15 protein-coding genes, 1 tRNA gene, 1 rRNA gene, 1 other RNA gene and 1 other annotated feature are annotated in these 15,695 nt (G+C 40.6%); of the genes, 4 read left to right on the top strand and 14 right to left on the bottom strand.

Annotation, left to right across the window (positions count from 1 at the left end; translation table 11 throughout):
* Positions 1-287 precede the first annotated feature (287 nt).
* From J7E67_RS01410 to tadA, 7 genes are all read right to left on the bottom strand, one after another.
* Positions 288-551, bottom strand: a complete 264-nt coding sequence (locus J7E67_RS01410; protein WP_214718115.1) for a pro-sigmaK processing inhibitor BofA family protein — start codon at positions 549-551, stop codon at positions 288-290.
* A gap of 87 nt (positions 552-638) precedes the next feature.
* Positions 639-857 (bottom strand): YaaL family protein, encoded by a 219-nt coding sequence (locus J7E67_RS01405; RefSeq protein WP_066249193.1) that lies wholly within the window; start codon positions 855-857, stop codon positions 639-641.
* Positions 858-878: 21 nt separating this feature from the next.
* Positions 879-1,475 (bottom strand): recombination mediator RecR, encoded by a 597-nt coding sequence (gene recR / locus J7E67_RS01400; RefSeq protein WP_088084902.1) that lies wholly within the window; start codon positions 1,473-1,475, stop codon positions 879-881.
* A gap of 17 nt (positions 1,476-1,492) precedes the next feature.
* Positions 1,493-1,813 carry a YbaB/EbfC family nucleoid-associated protein gene (locus tag J7E67_RS01395; protein WP_168245863.1) on the bottom strand — a complete coding sequence of 107 codons (321 nt, stop codon included), beginning with the start codon at positions 1,811-1,813 and terminating at the stop codon, positions 1,493-1,495.
* Positions 1,814-1,843: 30 nt separating this feature from the next.
* Positions 1,844-3,532, bottom strand: a complete 1,689-nt coding sequence (dnaX, locus tag J7E67_RS01390; protein WP_214718113.1) for a DNA polymerase III subunit gamma/tau — start codon at positions 3,530-3,532, stop codon at positions 1,844-1,846.
* Positions 3,533-3,676: 144 nt separating this feature from the next.
* Positions 3,677-3,941: signal recognition particle sRNA large type (gene ffs, locus J7E67_RS01385), an RNA gene on the bottom strand.
* A 76-nt stretch (positions 3,942-4,017) separates the two neighbouring features.
* Positions 4,018-4,533 (bottom strand): tRNA adenosine(34) deaminase TadA, encoded by a 516-nt coding sequence (tadA, locus tag J7E67_RS01380; RefSeq protein ID WP_214718119.1) that lies wholly within the window; start codon positions 4,531-4,533, stop codon positions 4,018-4,020.
* Positions 4,534-4,642: 109 nt separating this feature from the next.
* On the opposite strand from tadA, the gene J7E67_RS01375 reads away from it, so the two are divergent.
* The 3 genes from J7E67_RS01375 to J7E67_RS01365 all read left to right on the top strand — a co-directional run bounded on the left by J7E67_RS01375 (position 4,643) and on the right by J7E67_RS01365 (position 7,480).
* Positions 4,643-5,929, top strand: a complete 1,287-nt coding sequence (locus J7E67_RS01375; RefSeq protein WP_214730735.1) for a LysM peptidoglycan-binding domain-containing protein — start codon at positions 4,643-4,645, stop codon at positions 5,927-5,929.
* A 198-nt stretch (positions 5,930-6,127) separates the two neighbouring features.
* Complete coding sequence (locus tag J7E67_RS01370) at positions 6,128-6,775, top strand: deoxynucleoside kinase (RefSeq protein WP_214718110.1); 648 nt, start codon at positions 6,128-6,130, stop codon at positions 6,773-6,775.
* 9 nt (positions 6,776-6,784) lie between these two features.
* Positions 6,785-7,480: a deoxynucleoside kinase gene (locus J7E67_RS01365; RefSeq protein WP_214730734.1), complete on the top strand. Its 696-nt coding sequence runs from the start codon at positions 6,785-6,787 to the stop codon at positions 7,478-7,480.
* A 224-nt stretch (positions 7,481-7,704) separates the two neighbouring features.
* Here the strand turns inward: J7E67_RS01365 and J7E67_RS01360 are convergent.
* From J7E67_RS01360 to guaB, 6 genes are all read right to left on the bottom strand, one after another.
* Positions 7,705-7,797: transfer RNA gene (locus tag J7E67_RS01360), tRNA-Ser, on the bottom strand.
* Between the two features lie 98 nt (positions 7,798-7,895).
* Complete coding sequence (gene serS / locus J7E67_RS01355) at positions 7,896-9,176, bottom strand: serine--tRNA ligase (RefSeq protein ID WP_214718106.1); 1,281 nt, start codon at positions 9,174-9,176, stop codon at positions 7,896-7,898.
* Between the two features lie 90 nt (positions 9,177-9,266).
* Positions 9,267-9,490 (bottom strand) — a binding site (T-box leader).
* Positions 9,491-9,547: 57 nt separating this feature from the next.
* Positions 9,548-10,138, bottom strand: coding sequence for a pyridoxal 5'-phosphate synthase glutaminase subunit PdxT (gene pdxT / locus J7E67_RS01350; RefSeq protein ID WP_214730733.1), 591 nt, complete (start codon positions 10,136-10,138; stop codon positions 9,548-9,550).
* 1 nt (position 10,139) lies between these two features.
* A complete protein-coding gene (gene pdxS / locus J7E67_RS01345; protein ID WP_088084895.1) occupies positions 10,140-11,021 on the bottom strand; it encodes a pyridoxal 5'-phosphate synthase lyase subunit PdxS in 882 nt (293 codons plus the stop codon).
* A gap of 197 nt (positions 11,022-11,218) precedes the next feature.
* The gene (locus J7E67_RS01340; protein ID WP_251026499.1) at positions 11,219-12,535 is read right to left on the bottom strand and encodes a D-alanyl-D-alanine carboxypeptidase family protein; all 1,317 of its coding nucleotides are present in this window, start codon (positions 12,533-12,535) and stop codon (positions 11,219-11,221) included.
* 213 nt (positions 12,536-12,748) lie between these two features.
* Positions 12,749-14,218 carry an IMP dehydrogenase gene (guaB, locus tag J7E67_RS01335; RefSeq protein WP_214718101.1) on the bottom strand — a complete coding sequence of 490 codons (1,470 nt, stop codon included), beginning with the start codon at positions 14,216-14,218 and terminating at the stop codon, positions 12,749-12,751.
* Between the two features lie 106 nt (positions 14,219-14,324).
* Between guaB and J7E67_RS01330 the strand changes: the two genes are divergently transcribed.
* A complete protein-coding gene (locus tag J7E67_RS01330) occupies positions 14,325-15,266 on the top strand; it encodes a YaaC family protein (protein WP_214718098.1) in 942 nt (313 codons plus the stop codon).
* 236 nt (positions 15,267-15,502) lie between these two features.
* Here the strand turns inward: J7E67_RS01330 and rrf are convergent.
* A 5S ribosomal RNA gene (rrf, locus tag J7E67_RS01325) occupies positions 15,503-15,619 on the bottom strand.
* Positions 15,620-15,695 lie beyond the last annotated feature (76 nt).

Below are 15,695 nucleotides of genomic sequence, written 5' to 3'. Positions count from 1 at the left end.
TGTTACGTTGGCTTAGCTTCACTTTCTTACGAAAGATTCGCTAATAAATTTTTGTTTGTTTGCACGATTTTGTTTGTTTAGTTTTCAAAGAACAATTTCTCTATCGCCTAAAAGCGACTTTATTATCTTATCAAGTTATCAACCAGAAGTCAATAACTTTTTTTGTTTGTAGTTCATCGTCTCTGTGACGACTTTTCATATATTACAGTATATAAAAGGATTGGTCAATACTTTTTTAAAATTTGTTTTTCAAAAAGAAAAACCGCCTTTTTTCAGCGGTTTTAAGTCTAGAGTACCCAATGTTGAATAGCAGCTAAAGCGATTAGACCAGGGATTCCTAAAAATCCTGAAATAGCCGATGTAGCAAAATTAATCGGCACATGAATTCCATAGCGGTTACCCGCAGCATTTAAGAAGAATAAGAATAGCGCTCCAATGACTAATTTAATAGCAGCCTGTCCAACAAATCGAGCAGGCTTAAAGGGAGCACCCGTAAATAAAAGGATAAGTATGAGCCCTCCGAGGATGGATATTACGATAATTGGTTCCAAAAAAGCTATCCCCCTTCTTAAGTCACTTTGTTTCAACTTATGTACAAGTTGATAAAAATAGACCTAAAAAAAGAAATAGCTTAGTTTTTATCTCATTAAGGTAACATTCCGCTGCTTTGCTTCTCTTAATAGAAAGATATATTTTGCCTCGGCAATTTTTGTTTGGCAAATCACTTCTTCGGAAGGATCAAAACTTTTTTCCAACAGCAGCTTTTCTTGCTGCCAATGTTCTTTATATCGATTCAACTGCATTAAGAGCTTTTCATTATACTCTTTACGCAGCCGACCCTTACGCTGAAAAAACATGACTGATTCCTCCGCGTCTTTTTAAAATTCTCTTCGGCCTTCAATCGCTTTCGATAAGGTTACCTCATCCGCATATTCAAGGTCCCCGCCAACAGGAAGCCCATGCGCAATTCTTGTCGTTTTAATCCCTGATGGCCTTAACAAGCGAGAAATGTACATCGCGGTTGCTTCCCCTTCAATATTAGGGTTAGTCGCTAGGATCACTTCAGTAACTGTTTCATCCTGAAGACGTTTTAAGAGGTCAGGAATATTGATATCCTCAGGACCTATCCCATCCATCGGGGAAATCGCCCCATGCAGGACATGGTACAAACCGTTGAATTCCTTCATTTTTTCCATCGCTATCACATCTTTAGGATCTTGGACGACACAAATGATACTTCTATCCCGTCGTTGGTCCTCACAAATATAACATGGATCCTGATCCGTGATATGACCACAGACAGAACAATAGGTTAGATTTCGTTTGGCATTCACTAGTGCTTTGGCAAAATCAAGCACCGTATCCTCTTTCATACTTAGGACAAAAAAAGCCAGACGACCGGCCGTTTTCGGGCCGATACCTGGCAGCTTCATAAAGCTGTCAATCAGCTTAGATATTGGTTCAGGATAATGCATCTTTTGCTATTCCACTCCTAAAAAGGAAGGTTCATTCCTTTTGTAAATTGCCCCATCGTACTGTTTGTTAACTCTTCTACCTTTTTAAGAGCATCATTTGTTGCAGCTAAAACAAGGTCTTGAAGCATTTCGATATCATCCGGATCGACTGCCTCTGGTTTGATAATTACATCGACAACTTCCTTATGACCGGTTACCACTACTGTGACCATCCCGCCGCCAGCAGATCCTTCAATCTTCTTTTCACCTAACTCTTCTTGTGCTTTCGCCATTTCCTTTTGCATCTTTTGCATTTGTTTCATCATATTTTGCATATTTCCCATTCCGCCACCACGCATCATTACCATCTACCTCCAATTAATTAGTTATTAATCAATAATTTCCACAAATTCTTCGCCAAATATTTTTTTCGCCTCGGCAATATGTGGTTCTTCTTCCTTAGGTACTTCGCTGGTTTCTCCTTCAGCACCATCATGACTATTCAAAAAGTTTTCGCGAATTGGCAGCCACTGGTCTTCAGGAACACCTAAAAGGATGAATCTTTTGCCGGTTAATTTATGTAATGCGGCGATTACAGCATCAAGAAAATCCGCACGATTCATTGCCATTTGGCAAATCATCTCATGCTTGAATTTTATAATAAAAGCAGTTGAGGACGCTGCAATCGGCTCTGCATCGTTTAACAGGGCGGCTTGTGATTTTAAAAGACTAGCCCGCAATTCGCCCCAATTGGCTTTGATGACATTTAGATCGCTTTTCGTTGCCTGCTTTAATACTTCATTGATTTTTCCAACCGCAGGCTGAAATGTTTTTTTAGAAGACCTTGGCGCAGACTTCTGCGCTTGTGTTGCGGTATCTTGCGGGACTGCCGCCACACCAGTTTCCTTTAAATGCTGCAGTTCGGTCTCAAGCTGGCCGATTCTTGTTATTAATTGTTCAATTTGTGCTGGATTTGCTTGCTCTGTGTGTTTAACTTCCATTTGACATAACTTAACGATCGCTACTTCAAGGAAAATTCTTGGATGGTTGGTCCAGCGCATTTCTTGTTGAGTTTTATTCAAGAGATCGATGAGCTGATAAATCTGCTCCATTGAGATGGTTTCAGCCATGATTCGAAAATCATCATCAAGCATCACTCTTTCAAGGGATTCTTCAAGGTTTGGTGCTGTTTTATAAAGCAGCATATCACGATAAAATAAAATTAAATCCTCAATAAAGCGCATTGGGTCTTTTCCATGAAATAAAAGTTCATCCAGTGCTTCTAACCCGCTCGCAACATCCTTTTCCCTGAATGCTAAGGCAAGCTTATTCAAAAATCCCTGCGATACCGATCCGGTTACCGTTAAGGCATCCTCAATTGATACCTGGTCCTGGCTATACGATATGGCCTGATCTAATAAACTGAGCGCATCACGCATCCCGCCATCTGCTGCCCGGGCAATCAATTGCAGGGCTCGCTCATCACAATTAACTCCAGTTTCCTCAACGATTAATTTCATCCGTTTGACGATTGCTCCAGCTGTAATTCTTCTAAAGTCAAAGCGCTGACATCTTGAAATAATAGTTAAGGGGATTTTATGAGGTTCTGTCGTTGCTAAAATAAAGATCACATGCTTTGGCGGTTCTTCTAATGTTTTTAACAATGCATTGAATGCGCTAATGGATAGCATATGTACTTCATCAATAATATAGACCTTATAATTAACCGAAGTAGGTGCAAATTTGACCTTATCAAGAACATCACGCATTTCCTCAACCCGTGAGTTTGAAGCAGCGTCAAATTCCAGCACATCCGAGATCGTCCCATTGGTGATTCCGAGACAGGCAGCACACTCATTACATGGCTCTGAAACCGGCGAACGTTCACAATTAATCGCCTTTGCTAATATTTTAGCCGCACTTGTTTTCCCTGTTCCTCTCGGTCCTGAAAATAGATATGCATGAGAGATCTTTTGTTGAAGCAGGGCGTTTTGCAATGTCTTGGTTACATGTTCTTGTCCTACTACATCAATAAATGTTTGAGGCCGCCAAACACGGTATAAAGCCTGATAAGCCAATTGACATCGCCCCCTTCAAATTTTTCATCTTTCCACTTTTCTTATTATACCTTAACCATTTTGGTTTTTACAAAATGAATCTAGTTGAATGTACAAAAAAACTCATCCCAATTCTGAGATGAGTTAATTTATGTAATATAACAGCCGTGCACCTTCCTTCGACTAACGCCCATAAGCGTTACTTAAGCAGTTAGCTCGGCCCAGGCAACCCTGCGGCACATGGGAGCGTCCACTTAATGCTGCTTCCTTCCGGACCTGACATGGTTCATGGATTCCCATTGCGCAGGACCCGGGCGTCAACACCACTTACTTAAGGCAGACCCTACAGGTCGTTAGCCTCGGGAAGGGATTCAGTCCCGCTAGAGCGGATTGCGGGTACAGGGCACCGCTACCTCCCCACCTAGCACGGCAAAGTTGATACCAAAGTTTAGTGCGTCTCTATGACGCTTTCTTAGTATACAAATATTCTCGTAAAAAAGCAATCACTATTCACTGTCAGTTTTTGTAAGTTCATCCTTTTGCACTTTTTTCTCGAGCTTTTTCCGCTCTCTTATTTTTCGAAAAAAGTTGGAGAGTATTTGCCCGCACTCTTTTTCTAATACACCGCTGATAACCTCACTCTGATGGTTGAAGCGCTCATCCTCCAAGAGGTTCATGAGTGTACCCGCACAGCCACCCTTAGGGTCAACTGCACCATAAACGACTCGTTTGACCCTTGATAACATGATTGCCCCTGCGCACATTGGACATGGCTCTAACGTTACATATAAGGTGGCATCTTCAAGGCGCCACGAGTGCAGTTCCTTGCAGGCTTGATCGATCGCTAATAGTTCCGCATGGGCGATGGCATTTTGCTCGTTCTCGCGTAAATTGTGGGCCCGAGCAACCACCTTTCCTTCTATTACAATAACGGCACCAATCGGCACCTCATTCAGCTCTTCTGCTTTTTTAGCCTCTTTCATTGCTTCTCTCATAAAATCTTCATCTTGCACGCTTTCCATAGACATGATATTTCCCCTTCACTAGATGAAATTTATCAGCATTATATCATTTATCCGCTCCCTCCCTCATAAAATAGTTGCAACGCATATTTGCCAAGGAGGGATTAGGATGCAAATCCATGTGATAAAAAGTAATGAATCCTTAACTACAATCGCTAGGACTTATCATACAACTGTTCAAGATATCGTTGAGGCCAATGATCTACCCAATCCAAACAAACTTGTGATCGGACAGTCGCTTGTCATTCCCATTATCGGTCACTTTTACTTCGTGCAGCCAGGCGATTCCTTATTCTCTATATCAAGAAAGGTTGGCGTCCCTTATCAACAGCTGGCCACCATCAATCGGATTAATGTAAATCAACCACTTAATGTAGGCTTTCGTCTCTATATACCTCAAGGTAAAAAAAGAAACGCCGAGTTTAACGCGTACGTTGAACCGCGCGGCACCACTGTAGCCCCTATCCTAGAAACCAGTGCCCGTGAGGCCGCACCCTATCTCACGTATTTAGCCCCCTTTAGCTTTCAAGCGCGGCGCGATGGTACCTTGAAAGAACCATTACTTAATAACTTTCCTGCCATCGCTAAAGCCAATCGAAATGTCTTAATGATGGTTATTAACAATCAAGAGAATGACCAGTTTAACGATGAACTCGGTCGGATCTTATTGAATGATACCGCTATACAGGATAAATTTCTTAACAATATTGTCACCACTGCCAATAAGTATGGCTTCCGTGATATTCACTTTGACTTTGAGTTTTTACGCCCTACTGACCGCGAGGCCTATAATCGCTTTTTACTAAAAGCAAAACAAAGATTCTCACGTCAAGGCTGGCTCATGTCAACCGCCCTTGCCCCAAAGACTAGTGCAACCCAAAAAGGGAAATGGTATGAGGGGCATGATTATAAGGCCCACGGCGAAATTGCTGACTTTGTCGTCATTATGACCTATGAATGGGGGTATAGCGGCGGCCCAGCGATGGCTGTATCGCCCATTGATCAAGTGAGAAGAGTATTGGAATATGCGATAACAGATATTCCTTCGAATAAGATTATGATGGGACAAAATCTATATGGCTATGATTGGACACTGCCATTCGTGCAGGGGTCAGTCGCAAAGGCGGTGAGCCCACAGCAGGCGATACAGCTAGCTGCAAGCCACAATGTCCAGATTCAATATGACACAAAAGCACAGGCCCCATTTTTTAGATATACCGATGGTGGGAAGCAGCATGAGGTTTGGTTTGAGGATGCCCGCTCGATCCAGGCAAAGTTTAATTTAATTAAAGAGTTAAATATTAGGGGGATGAGCTATTGGAAGCTTGGTCTAGCCTTCCCGCAAAACTGGCTGTTAATCGTAGACAATTTCAATGTCACAAAACGTGGGACTTAACGATATTTATTCTACAAAAACTGCCCCCATTCGGCAGTTTTTTCATATATTCGACATAAAACGATTACTTCTAAATATTCCTTATCCCTTCCTGAGGGAGATTATGATAGAATAAATCTTGCATGTTTTTTAGTGACTAAAAAATCCAGATTTTCTGGTAAACATAGAGTGAAGGCAGTTGGAGAAGGAGGACTTGCAATGGGGGATACACCCTTTATTACCGTTGAAGGGCCGATAGGTGTGGGCAAAACATCTCTCGCTAAAGCCATTTCAGCGCAATTCGAATTTGCATTACTAAAAGAGATTGTTGATGAAAATCCATTTCTAGGGAAATTCTATGAAAATATTGAGGAGTGGAGTTTCCAAACGGAAATGTTTTTCCTCTGCAATCGCTTTAAGCAATTAGGGGATATCAATACCCATTTCTTAAGCCAAAATCAATCCGTCGTAGCGGACTATCATATCTTCAAGAATTTAATTTTTGCTAAGCGTTCATTAAGTATGGACGAGTATCAAAAATATTATAAAATTTATCAAATTCTTACCGAGGATATGCCGAAGCCTAACGTGATTATTTATCTGAATGCAAGCCTAGACACGCTGTTAAAACGCATCAAAGTAAGAGGGCGTGAAGTCGAAAAAAATATCAGCCCCTTATATTTAAAGCAGTTATCGCTTGACTATGAAGAAACAATGATGATCTTTGAAAAAGAACATCCAGAAATACCAGTTCTTCGTTTCAGTGGGGATGAATTGGATTTTGTTAAAAATGAACATGACTTAAACCATATTATTGGTCAGTTAACATTAGCATCAAAAAAAAGCAGCTGGACTAAAACACTATAGAACAGGGGAATGTTAGTGAGTATCGTAATTGGTGGTATGATAGGTCTTGGAAAAACAAGTGTAGCAGACACATTGAATGCACACTTTCAAAATAGAGGAATAGAGAGTAAGGTGTTTTATGAAGCGGTGGATGACAATCCGATTCTTCCGCTCTATTATGAACTAACACCTGAAGAATTAGATGCAAAAAGAATTCCCTTCCTTCTTCAATTATTCTTCTTAAATAAACGCTTTAAAACCATTAAGGAATGCGTCAGTTGGAGAGAACCTGTTTACACCATTCAGGACCGTTCCATTTATGAAGATTGGTATTTTGCTTATGTAAATAAATCATTAGGCAGAATATCAGATTTGGAATTTAAAATTTACGAAGACCTAGTTGAAAATATGCTTGAAGAACTAAATGAACTTCCAAGGAAAGCGCCAGATTTAATGGTTTACCTTAAAGGTTCGTTCGATACGGTAATTGATCGGATTATGGCGCGCGGTCGAAGCTTTGAAATAAACCCTGAGCTGAAGGAATACTACTTCGAGGTTTGGAAGGGTTATGATGAGTGGGTCATGAATCAGTATGCAGCAAGTGAAGTATTAGTGATTGATATGGATACGACAGACGTCGTAAAAAGTGAAGAAGATGCCACTAAGATCTGCCGTGCGGTTGAAGATAAACTACAAGAAATATTAAATATGTGTTTTTTTATATAAAGCGGAAGAACCCGTTCAGCGGCGTATGGCCTGGAGCGCTCCAATTGAGATAAAGGAAACACGGAGAGCGTTACCGCATTCGTGCTTGACTTATCGTAGGGCGGAGAGCGAAGGACACTAGCCGTTGGGTGCTGGAGCTGGATTCAAAGACATAAAAAAAAATCCGTTACATGTAATGTAACGAACCATTATCTCCAGTTTTTATGCGCGATTTAAAATATTAATGGAGGAGGAAGAGGGATTCGAACCCCCGCGCGGTATGACCCGCCTGTCGGTTTTCAAGACCGATCCCTTCAGCCAAACTTGGGTATTCCTCCGTATCAACAAAAACTAATTTACCATATTGTTTTTACTATGTCAACATACTAAATAAAAAAACTGGACAAATTTTTGGTCTGTCCAGTTTTTTGTCATTTTACATAGGAGCAATGACTTCGCGGTTGCCCATATATGGACGTAAAACCGTAGGAATCACGACACTGCCATCAGCTTGCTGGTAATTTTCTAAAATTGCAGCCACCGTGCGGCCAATCGCGAGGCCAGAACCATTTAAGGTGTGTACATGCTCTGGTTTAGCCTTTGGTTCGCGACGGAAGCGAATATTTGCCCGCCTTGCCTGGAAGGCCTCAAAATTACTGCAAGAAGAAATTTCTCGGTAGGTTCCATAGCTTGGAATCCAAACTTCAATGTCATATTTTTTTGCAGCGGTAAAGCCAAGGTCAGCTGTACACATGCTTAACACACGGTATGGCAGTTCAAGTAATTGTAATACCCGTTCAGCGTCATTTGTCAGCTTTTCCAGTTCCTGATAAGAATCCTCAGGCTTAACAAACTTAACAAGTTCAACTTTATTAAATTGATGCTGACGAATCAAACCTCGTGTATCACGGCCCGCAGAGCCAGCCTCAGAGCGGAAACACGCACTGTATGCGGCGAAGCGGATCGGCAATTCCTCGCCGCTTAAAATCTCATCTCGATGAAGATTGGTAACAGGTACCTCAGCTGTTGGAATCAAGAAGTAATCTTCATTTTCAATCAAAAAGGCATCTTCTTCAAACTTAGGAAGTTGGCCAGTTCCAGTCATGCTCGCTCTGTTGACTAAATAAGGCGGCAATATTTCTGTATAGCCATGCTCATCAACATGGAGGTCTAACATGAAACTCATTAATGCACGTTCTAAACGAGCTCCTAACCCTTTATAAAAGACAAAGCGGCTTCCAGTTACTTTACCAGCTCGTTCAAAATCCAGAATACCTAGTTGATCAGCAACATCCCAGTGAGGCTTGGCTTCAAACTCAAACTCACGCACCTTGCCCCACTGTCTAATTTCAATATTATCATCCTCGGTTTCACCAACTGGAACACTTTCATGCGGGATATTTGGAATGCTCAACATCAAAAGTTCTAATGACTCTTCAACCACTCGTAATTCATCATCAAACGTTTTGATCTGGTCACCAACCTCACGCATTTCTTTAATTAAGTGATCGGCATCCTGCTTTTCACGCTTTAAAGAAGCAACCTGCTGGGAAACCTCATTTCGACGGCTTTTTAACTTTTCTGTTTCCACAATCAATTCGCGTCTTCTTTGGTCGAGTTCTTCAAATTGGTCGAGAGCAGATAAATCTTCTCCACGCTTTTGAAGTTTTGCTTTTACATCTTCAAAATCAGCTCTTAACACTTTAATATCTAGCATAATAACAGCGCTCCTTTTTTATAAAAATATTTTAGATTAGACTTGCTTCACGGGCGCATCCGCTTAAAAATAAAAAACTCCCGCCCCTAATACAGGGACGAGAGTTACTCGCGATACCACCCTGGTTGACAGAAAAAACTGTCCACCTCGAAAAAACGTTAACGGTTTCTACCGAAAGTACTTACTGACCTCATGAGGAGGTTTTCCGCACCTTGCTCGAGGAGGGATTCACAAGCTTCATCCACCGGTTCTCACCACCCACCGGCTCTCTAAAGAATGAATCTCCTGTTACTAGTTCCTCTCATTGCTTTAATCTTTATTTAGATTTTGTAATTTTAAATTACTATAATTATAAACCAAATGCAACCCTGTTATACAAGATGTTTCGCCTTAGCTTCCTTCACCATCTCGACGAAGTACGCCGTAAGGTCATGATTATCAGTCAACTCAGGATGGAAGGAACAGCCTAGAAATTGTCCTTCCCGTGCGGCCACGATACGGTCATTATGCTTGGACAGAATTTCAACATTCTCTCCCGCCTCAACGATGTGCGGTGCACGAATAAATACTGCTGGGAAGCTTTCAGCAACGTCTTTAATCACAAGGTCCGCCTCAAAGCTGTCAACTTGGCGTCCAAACGAGTTACGTTCCACCTTAATGTCCATTACACCGATGTGTGACTCGTTATAGCCAACAAGATCTTTGGCTAATAAAATGAGCCCCGCACAGGTTCCGAACATAGGTTTCCCCTCTTGAGCAAATTCTTTAAGGGCATCCATAAAATCATATTTGTCAATTAAACGTCGCATTGCTGTACTTTCTCCGCCAGGAAGAATGAGGCCATCCACTTCTTGTAGTTCTTCTTTTCTTTTGATTCCGACGGCCTCTACACCACATGCTTCTACCGAGCTCATATGTTCACGGACTGCCCCTTGTAGAGCAAGAACCCCGATTCTAATCATCTTACCATCCACGCTCCTGCATGCGTGCTTCAGGTGCTAGTGATGAAATTTCGATCCCTTTCATTGGTGTTCCAAGATCCTTTGAAAGTTCAGCAATTAATTTATAGTCTTGATAATGTGTAGTTGCTTCAACAATCGCTCTAGCAAATTTCGCTGGGTTTTCTGATTTAAAGATACCAGAACCAACAAATACACCGTCCGCTCCTAATTGCATCATTAACGCTGCATCAGCAGGTGTTGCCACACCGCCAGCAGCAAAGTTAACAACTGGCAGCTTGCCAAGGCGTTTAATTTCTAAGAGGATTTCATATGGTGCACCTAATAGCTTTGCTTCTGTCATAAGCTCGTCCTCATTCATTGCAACAACTTTACGGACTTGAGCATTTACCTTACGGATATGGCGGACTGCTTCAACAATATTACCTGTTCCTGGTTCGCCTTTTGTACGAAGCATAGATGCTCCTTCACCAATCCTGCGGGCAGCCTCACCAAGGTCACGACAGCCGCATACAAACGGTACAGTATAATCTCTTTTATTTAAATGATATTCTTCATCAGCAGGTGTTAAAACTTCACTCTCATCGATATAGTCAACACCCATTGCTTCAAGAATGCGCGCTTCTACAATATGTCCAATTCTTCCTTTAGCCATTACAGGGATCGTCACAGCACCCATAACTGCTTCAATGATTCTAGGGTCTGCCATTCTTGCCACACCGCCAGCCGCGCGGATATCTGAAGGAACACGCTCTAAAGCCATTACTGCTACTGCTCCTGCTTCTTCAGCAATTTTCGCCTGCTCTGCATTAACAACATCCATGATGACGCCGCCCTTTTGCATTTCAGCCATACCACGTTTTACGAGATCAGTACCTGTTATCATTTCTAAATCCCCCTAATTATTTCTTTTAATATTAAGAAAAATTTTCTCATAGTTTCAGAAATCTTTATTAATTTAGTCGGAATTATTTTAACCCCATAAAAACATTAAAGCAACAAAAAAGGATTCCTGTCAAGACAAGAATCCATTTCGCGTACATCCTATTATTACCACCTAGAGGTTCTACTGTTTAAATTAAATTAAAACCATCCTTTAACAGCAGTAGAAATTCCATGCCAGACATCACCAAAAAAACTACCGATGCCTCTCATCATTAACACAAACCAGTTTGACTTTTCTACATCATTTGCAGCAATCACATCAACCTTGACCTTTTGTTGACCTGCTGCTGTTAAGAACTTAACTTTTCCTCCATTTTTTGGTGCAACTGTTAAGTAACCAACCGTTTCACCTTTTTTAATTGGTGCGGTTAGCTCACCGTTTTTATTCAGTTTCTTTTTATCTAGTACAAGGACTGGTTTATAATCTTTTTTTCCGCCATTCTGAATCATCAAATTTATAGCTGATTTCGTATAGATTTTTACTTGATCCTCTTTTCCTTTAACAACAGGAACGGTTTTCTGATCTTTTACTTGATAATGTTTAGGAACAAGCTTTTCCTTCGTATAATTGCTGAAAGCATAATCCAGCATTTTTTTCGTTTCACCAAAGCGTGCCTTATAACCATCGTTTTTGCCGCTAATATCCTTAGCATTTTGAACAACAGTTATAAATCGTTTACCATCACGGCTTGCTGTCCCTGTAAAACAGTAGCCTGCAAAATCAGTGGTACCTGTTTTTAGCCCATCCATACCTTGATAACCATAAACCAATGATGGCAGCATCCAGTTCCAGTTTTGCATTTCTATTCTATCTTCTGTTCCTTCTCGGAATACCTTTTTAGGCGTACTAGCCGTTTTTAGAACATCTGGATAATCATTAATGAGATGAAAAGCTAATGTCGCCACGTCATGAGGGGACATAACGTTTTCTTCATCTGCTCCTGTTCCTTCTGGTTGATCACCGTTATAATCTTTATTATTCAAACCGGTGGAGTTTACAAATTTACTATTTTTCAATTCTAATTTTTTTGCCTTGTCATTCATCATTTTCACAAAATTCGTTTCCGTACCGCCAATGACTTCAGCTAGAGCAATGGTTGTCCCATTTGCAGAATAAATAGCCATTGCTTCATATAATTCTCGAACATTATATTTTTCACCAAGGCGTAATGGGACATTAGATAAACCAGTCGGCTGTGAGATTTTATAAACAAGATCACTTACTGTATATTCCTGATCCCATTTCACCTTTCCATGTTTTACAGCATCGAGTAAAAGATACTCAGTCATCATTTTCGTCATACTGGCAATTCCTAATGGACTGTCAGCATTCTTTTCATATAAAATCCTGCCCGTTTCTCCATCAACCAAAATAGCTCCGTCTGCATTCACATTTAATGCTGCGTCTGCCTTCGCTATATCAACACCAGCAAATAGTCCAAAAAACATAATCATTGCCATAGCACTGGCAATACATTTCTGATAAAAATGTTTGTTCACTTTAACGCCCTCCAAGAATTTATACACTTTGGTTATTTTAACATAACTCTATGGCAAATCATAGACGGAGCTATGGACCATCTTATGGCTATTTTTGAAAGTTTCGCAAACATTCCTAGGCCTTTTTACATAAAAAAACAGAGAAGCCGTGCTTCTCTGTTTTAATTATTATAGCGAGTAATTTGGAGCCTCTTTCGTGATTTGGACATCATGTGGATGACTCTCTCTAAGACCCGCACCGGTCATTTTAATAAATTGTGCCTTCATCCTTAATTCCTCAAGGTCTTTAGTTCCACAATAGCCCATTCCTGACCTGAGGCCGCCGATCAGCTGATAAATGGTTTCTGCTAACGGCCCTTTATATGGGATCCGTCCTTCAATTCCTTCTGGAACGAACTTTTTATTATCTTCTTGGAAATAGCGGTCTTTAGAACCTTTTTCCATTGCTGCAACGGAACCCATGCCACGATATACCTTAAAACGTCGTCCTTGGAAGATCTCTGTCTCACCTGGACTCTCTGTTACCCCAGCCAATAGACTGCCAAGCATAACAGCATGTCCACCAGCTGCCAGTGCTTTCACGATGTCACCAGAGTATTTGATGCCGCCATCAGCAATAATCGTTTTACCATGCTTGAGCGCTTCTGATGCACAATCATAAACAGCGGTAATTTGCGGAACACCAACACCTGCTACAACCCTTGTTGTACAAATAGAGCCAGGTCCAATTCCTACTTTTACCACATCTGCTCCTGCCTCAATTAAGGCTTTGGTTCCTTCAGCTGTTGCCACGTTTCCAGCAATAATGGTGAGGTTAGGATACGCAGTTCTGATTTCCTTTACCATATCGAGGACACCTTTTGAATGTCCATGGGCTGTATCGAGGACAATCACATCGACATTCGCTTTTACAAGCATATCCACACGTTTCATCGTGTCGCTTGTTACACCGACCGCGGCTCCGGCTAATAAACGGCCTTGGCTATCCTTAGCGGAGTTTGGAAATTCAATAACCTTTTCGATATCTTTAATTGTTATTAGCCCTTTTAAAACACCCTGCTCATTTACAAGCGGAAGTTTTTCAATTTTGTAGCGCTGCAGAATCTTCTCTGCCTCTTTTAACGTCGTTCCGACTGGGGCTGTGACAAGCTTCTCTTTGGTCATTACGTCAGAAATTTTAAATGAATAATCTTGGTCTGAAATAAAGCGAAGATCCCTATTGGTGATAATACCGATAAGCTTTTGTTCTTCAAAGTTATTTACGATTGGTACTCCGGAAATACGATATTTTCCCATTAAATGCTCCGCATCAAACACTTGGTGTTCTGGTGTTAGGAAAAATGGATCAGTAATAACCCCACTTTCCGACCTCTTAACCTTTTCAACCTGCTCCGCCTGCTGATCAATGGTCATGTTTTTATGAATGATCCCTAAACCGCCTTGGCGAGCCATTGATATAGCCATTTCTGATTCTGTTACTGTATCCATCCCAGCACTTATGATTGGAATGTTCAGCTTTACAGTTGGTGATAATTCCACTTGCATGTTTACATCTCTTGGCAAAACCTCAGATTTACCAGGAATTAATAATACATCATCAAACGTTAAACCTTCTTTTGAAAATTTACTTTCCCACATTTTTATGGCCCCCAGGAAAAAAATATTATTTGTAGGTTATCAATTGGATAAAATACTGTCAAGGAATAAGTATTAGTCTGATTCTTCTGAAAAAGGTGATATAGTCTTGGGTATTGAATATAGAGATTGGAAAAGCTACTCTTGCTTCTTTTCGGCAGAATACTGCCAGCGCTTTTTAAAAGGTTGTTACCAAAAGCGTCAGATCGAGAATCCTGAACAAAAAAGCTATGAAAATTGTTATGCCTTTCTTTATTATCTTGAACATGGACAAATTTATTATCAACAAGCAGAAAGCTCTCCTCTTATTATAAAACCAATTTTACTTTTTTATGGTCTCGTCCATTTAATTAAAGCATGTATATTAACCATTGATCCTGCTTATCCAGAAACAACGGCGGTTTTAGCACACGGAGTTTCGACAAGGAAAAGGAAGAAGCAGAATTATCACTTCTTTCAAGACGAAGTTAAATTTCAAAAAAATGGACTTTTCCCCTTCATCTCTGAAAAATTGTTTCACATGAAACAATTGGAAGGGGAGAAAGTCATTATGGAGGAATTACTACAGCTTATACCAGAGCTAGATGATTTATTCTTTTTACTTGAAGGGAAAAGGACATTTATTCAGTTACAAACGGATCATAAACAGTTTTTTGTACCTGAAACCGTATTAGATCATTTTCATATGACAGAAAATCGGTTTAAGGAATTTTTGACATCTAAGTTTGAAAAGGGAGTGGAATTTTCAAATGATGGTCTGGCATTTTCGATGAACACGACTTCTCTTTTTGGAAATTCTCCACTTAAATATAATATTGAGAATGAAACTTTTGCATTGCCTCTTAATAAAGAGAATTATTTCAATTTCCCAGAACTTTTGGTCCATTATTTATTGCTTTACAATTTAAGTATGATTGCCCGCTATGAAACGGAATGGTGGAGTGAGCTGACCAAAATGATGCCAAATCAGGATTATCCATTCATATGTTCTTTTCTTGATGTCACCATGCAGAAAGGACCCTTTTTGATTTATCAGTATTTGATGGGATAGTAACTATGACCATCCTTTTGTTACCGTTGAAGGATTTTTTCCTCTTCTTCGGTAACATAAGGCCCTTTTTTGTTACCGTCGATGGCTTTTTTTCAGTTGTATGGGCACAATTATTCTTTTTTGTGACCGGTCCAGGGTCTTTTCCTCTTCCATGGGCACAATTATCATTTACTGATCACCCATACATAAATCTTCGAAAACACAAAAAAACAACCTTTTCAGGTTGTCTTAGATGTGCCTGGCAACGTCCTACTCTCACAGGGACGCGTGTCCCAACTACCATCGGCGCTGAGAAGCTTAACTTCCGTGTTCGGTATGGGAACGGGTGTGACCTTCTCGCCATTGCTGCCAGACTTGTTTTTTGAGGATTCATTCCCTCAAAACTAGATAATGCAGAAGAAGTTTGTAAAAACGAGTGTGCCTTAAAAA

Source organism: Bacillus sp. ISL-46, assembly GCF_018613205.1.
The sequence above is the reverse complement of the archived record's forward strand: the minus strand, read 5'-3'. Positions and strand labels throughout refer to the sequence as shown.

Coding starts and splice junctions, on each gene's coding strand:
- J7E67_RS01405 (WP_066249193.1), bottom strand. CDS start 857: ATGTTTTTTCAGCGTAAGGGTCGGCTGCGTAAAGAGTATAATGAAAAG.
- recR (WP_088084902.1), bottom strand. CDS start 1,475: ATGCATTATCCTGAACCAATATCTAAGCTGATTGACAGCTTTATGAAG.
- J7E67_RS01395 (WP_168245863.1), bottom strand. CDS start 1,813: ATGCGTGGTGGCGGAATGGGAAATATGCAAAATATGATGAAACAAATG.
- tadA (WP_214718119.1), bottom strand. CDS start 4,533: ATGGAAAGCGTGCAAGATGAAGATTTTATGAGAGAAGCAATGAAAGAG.
- J7E67_RS01375 (WP_214730735.1), top strand. CDS start 4,643: ATGCAAATCCATGTGATAAAAAGTAATGAATCCTTAACTACAATCGCT.
- J7E67_RS01370 (WP_214718110.1), top strand. CDS start 6,128: ATGGGGGATACACCCTTTATTACCGTTGAAGGGCCGATAGGTGTGGGC.
- J7E67_RS01365 (WP_214730734.1), top strand. CDS start 6,785: ATGTTAGTGAGTATCGTAATTGGTGGTATGATAGGTCTTGGAAAAACA.
- serS (WP_214718106.1), bottom strand. CDS start 9,176: ATGCTAGATATTAAAGTGTTAAGAGCTGATTTTGAAGATGTAAAAGCA.
- pdxT (WP_214730733.1), bottom strand. CDS start 10,138: ATGATTAGAATCGGGGTTCTTGCTCTACAAGGGGCAGTCCGTGAACAT.
- pdxS (WP_088084895.1), bottom strand. CDS start 11,021: ATGATAACAGGTACTGATCTCGTAAAACGTGGTATGGCTGAAATGCAA.
- J7E67_RS01340 (WP_251026499.1), bottom strand. CDS start 12,535: ATGATTATGTTTTTTGGACTATTTGCTGGTGTTGATATAGCGAAGGCA.
- guaB (WP_214718101.1), bottom strand. CDS start 14,218: ATGTGGGAAAGTAAATTTTCAAAAGAAGGTTTAACGTTTGATGATGTA.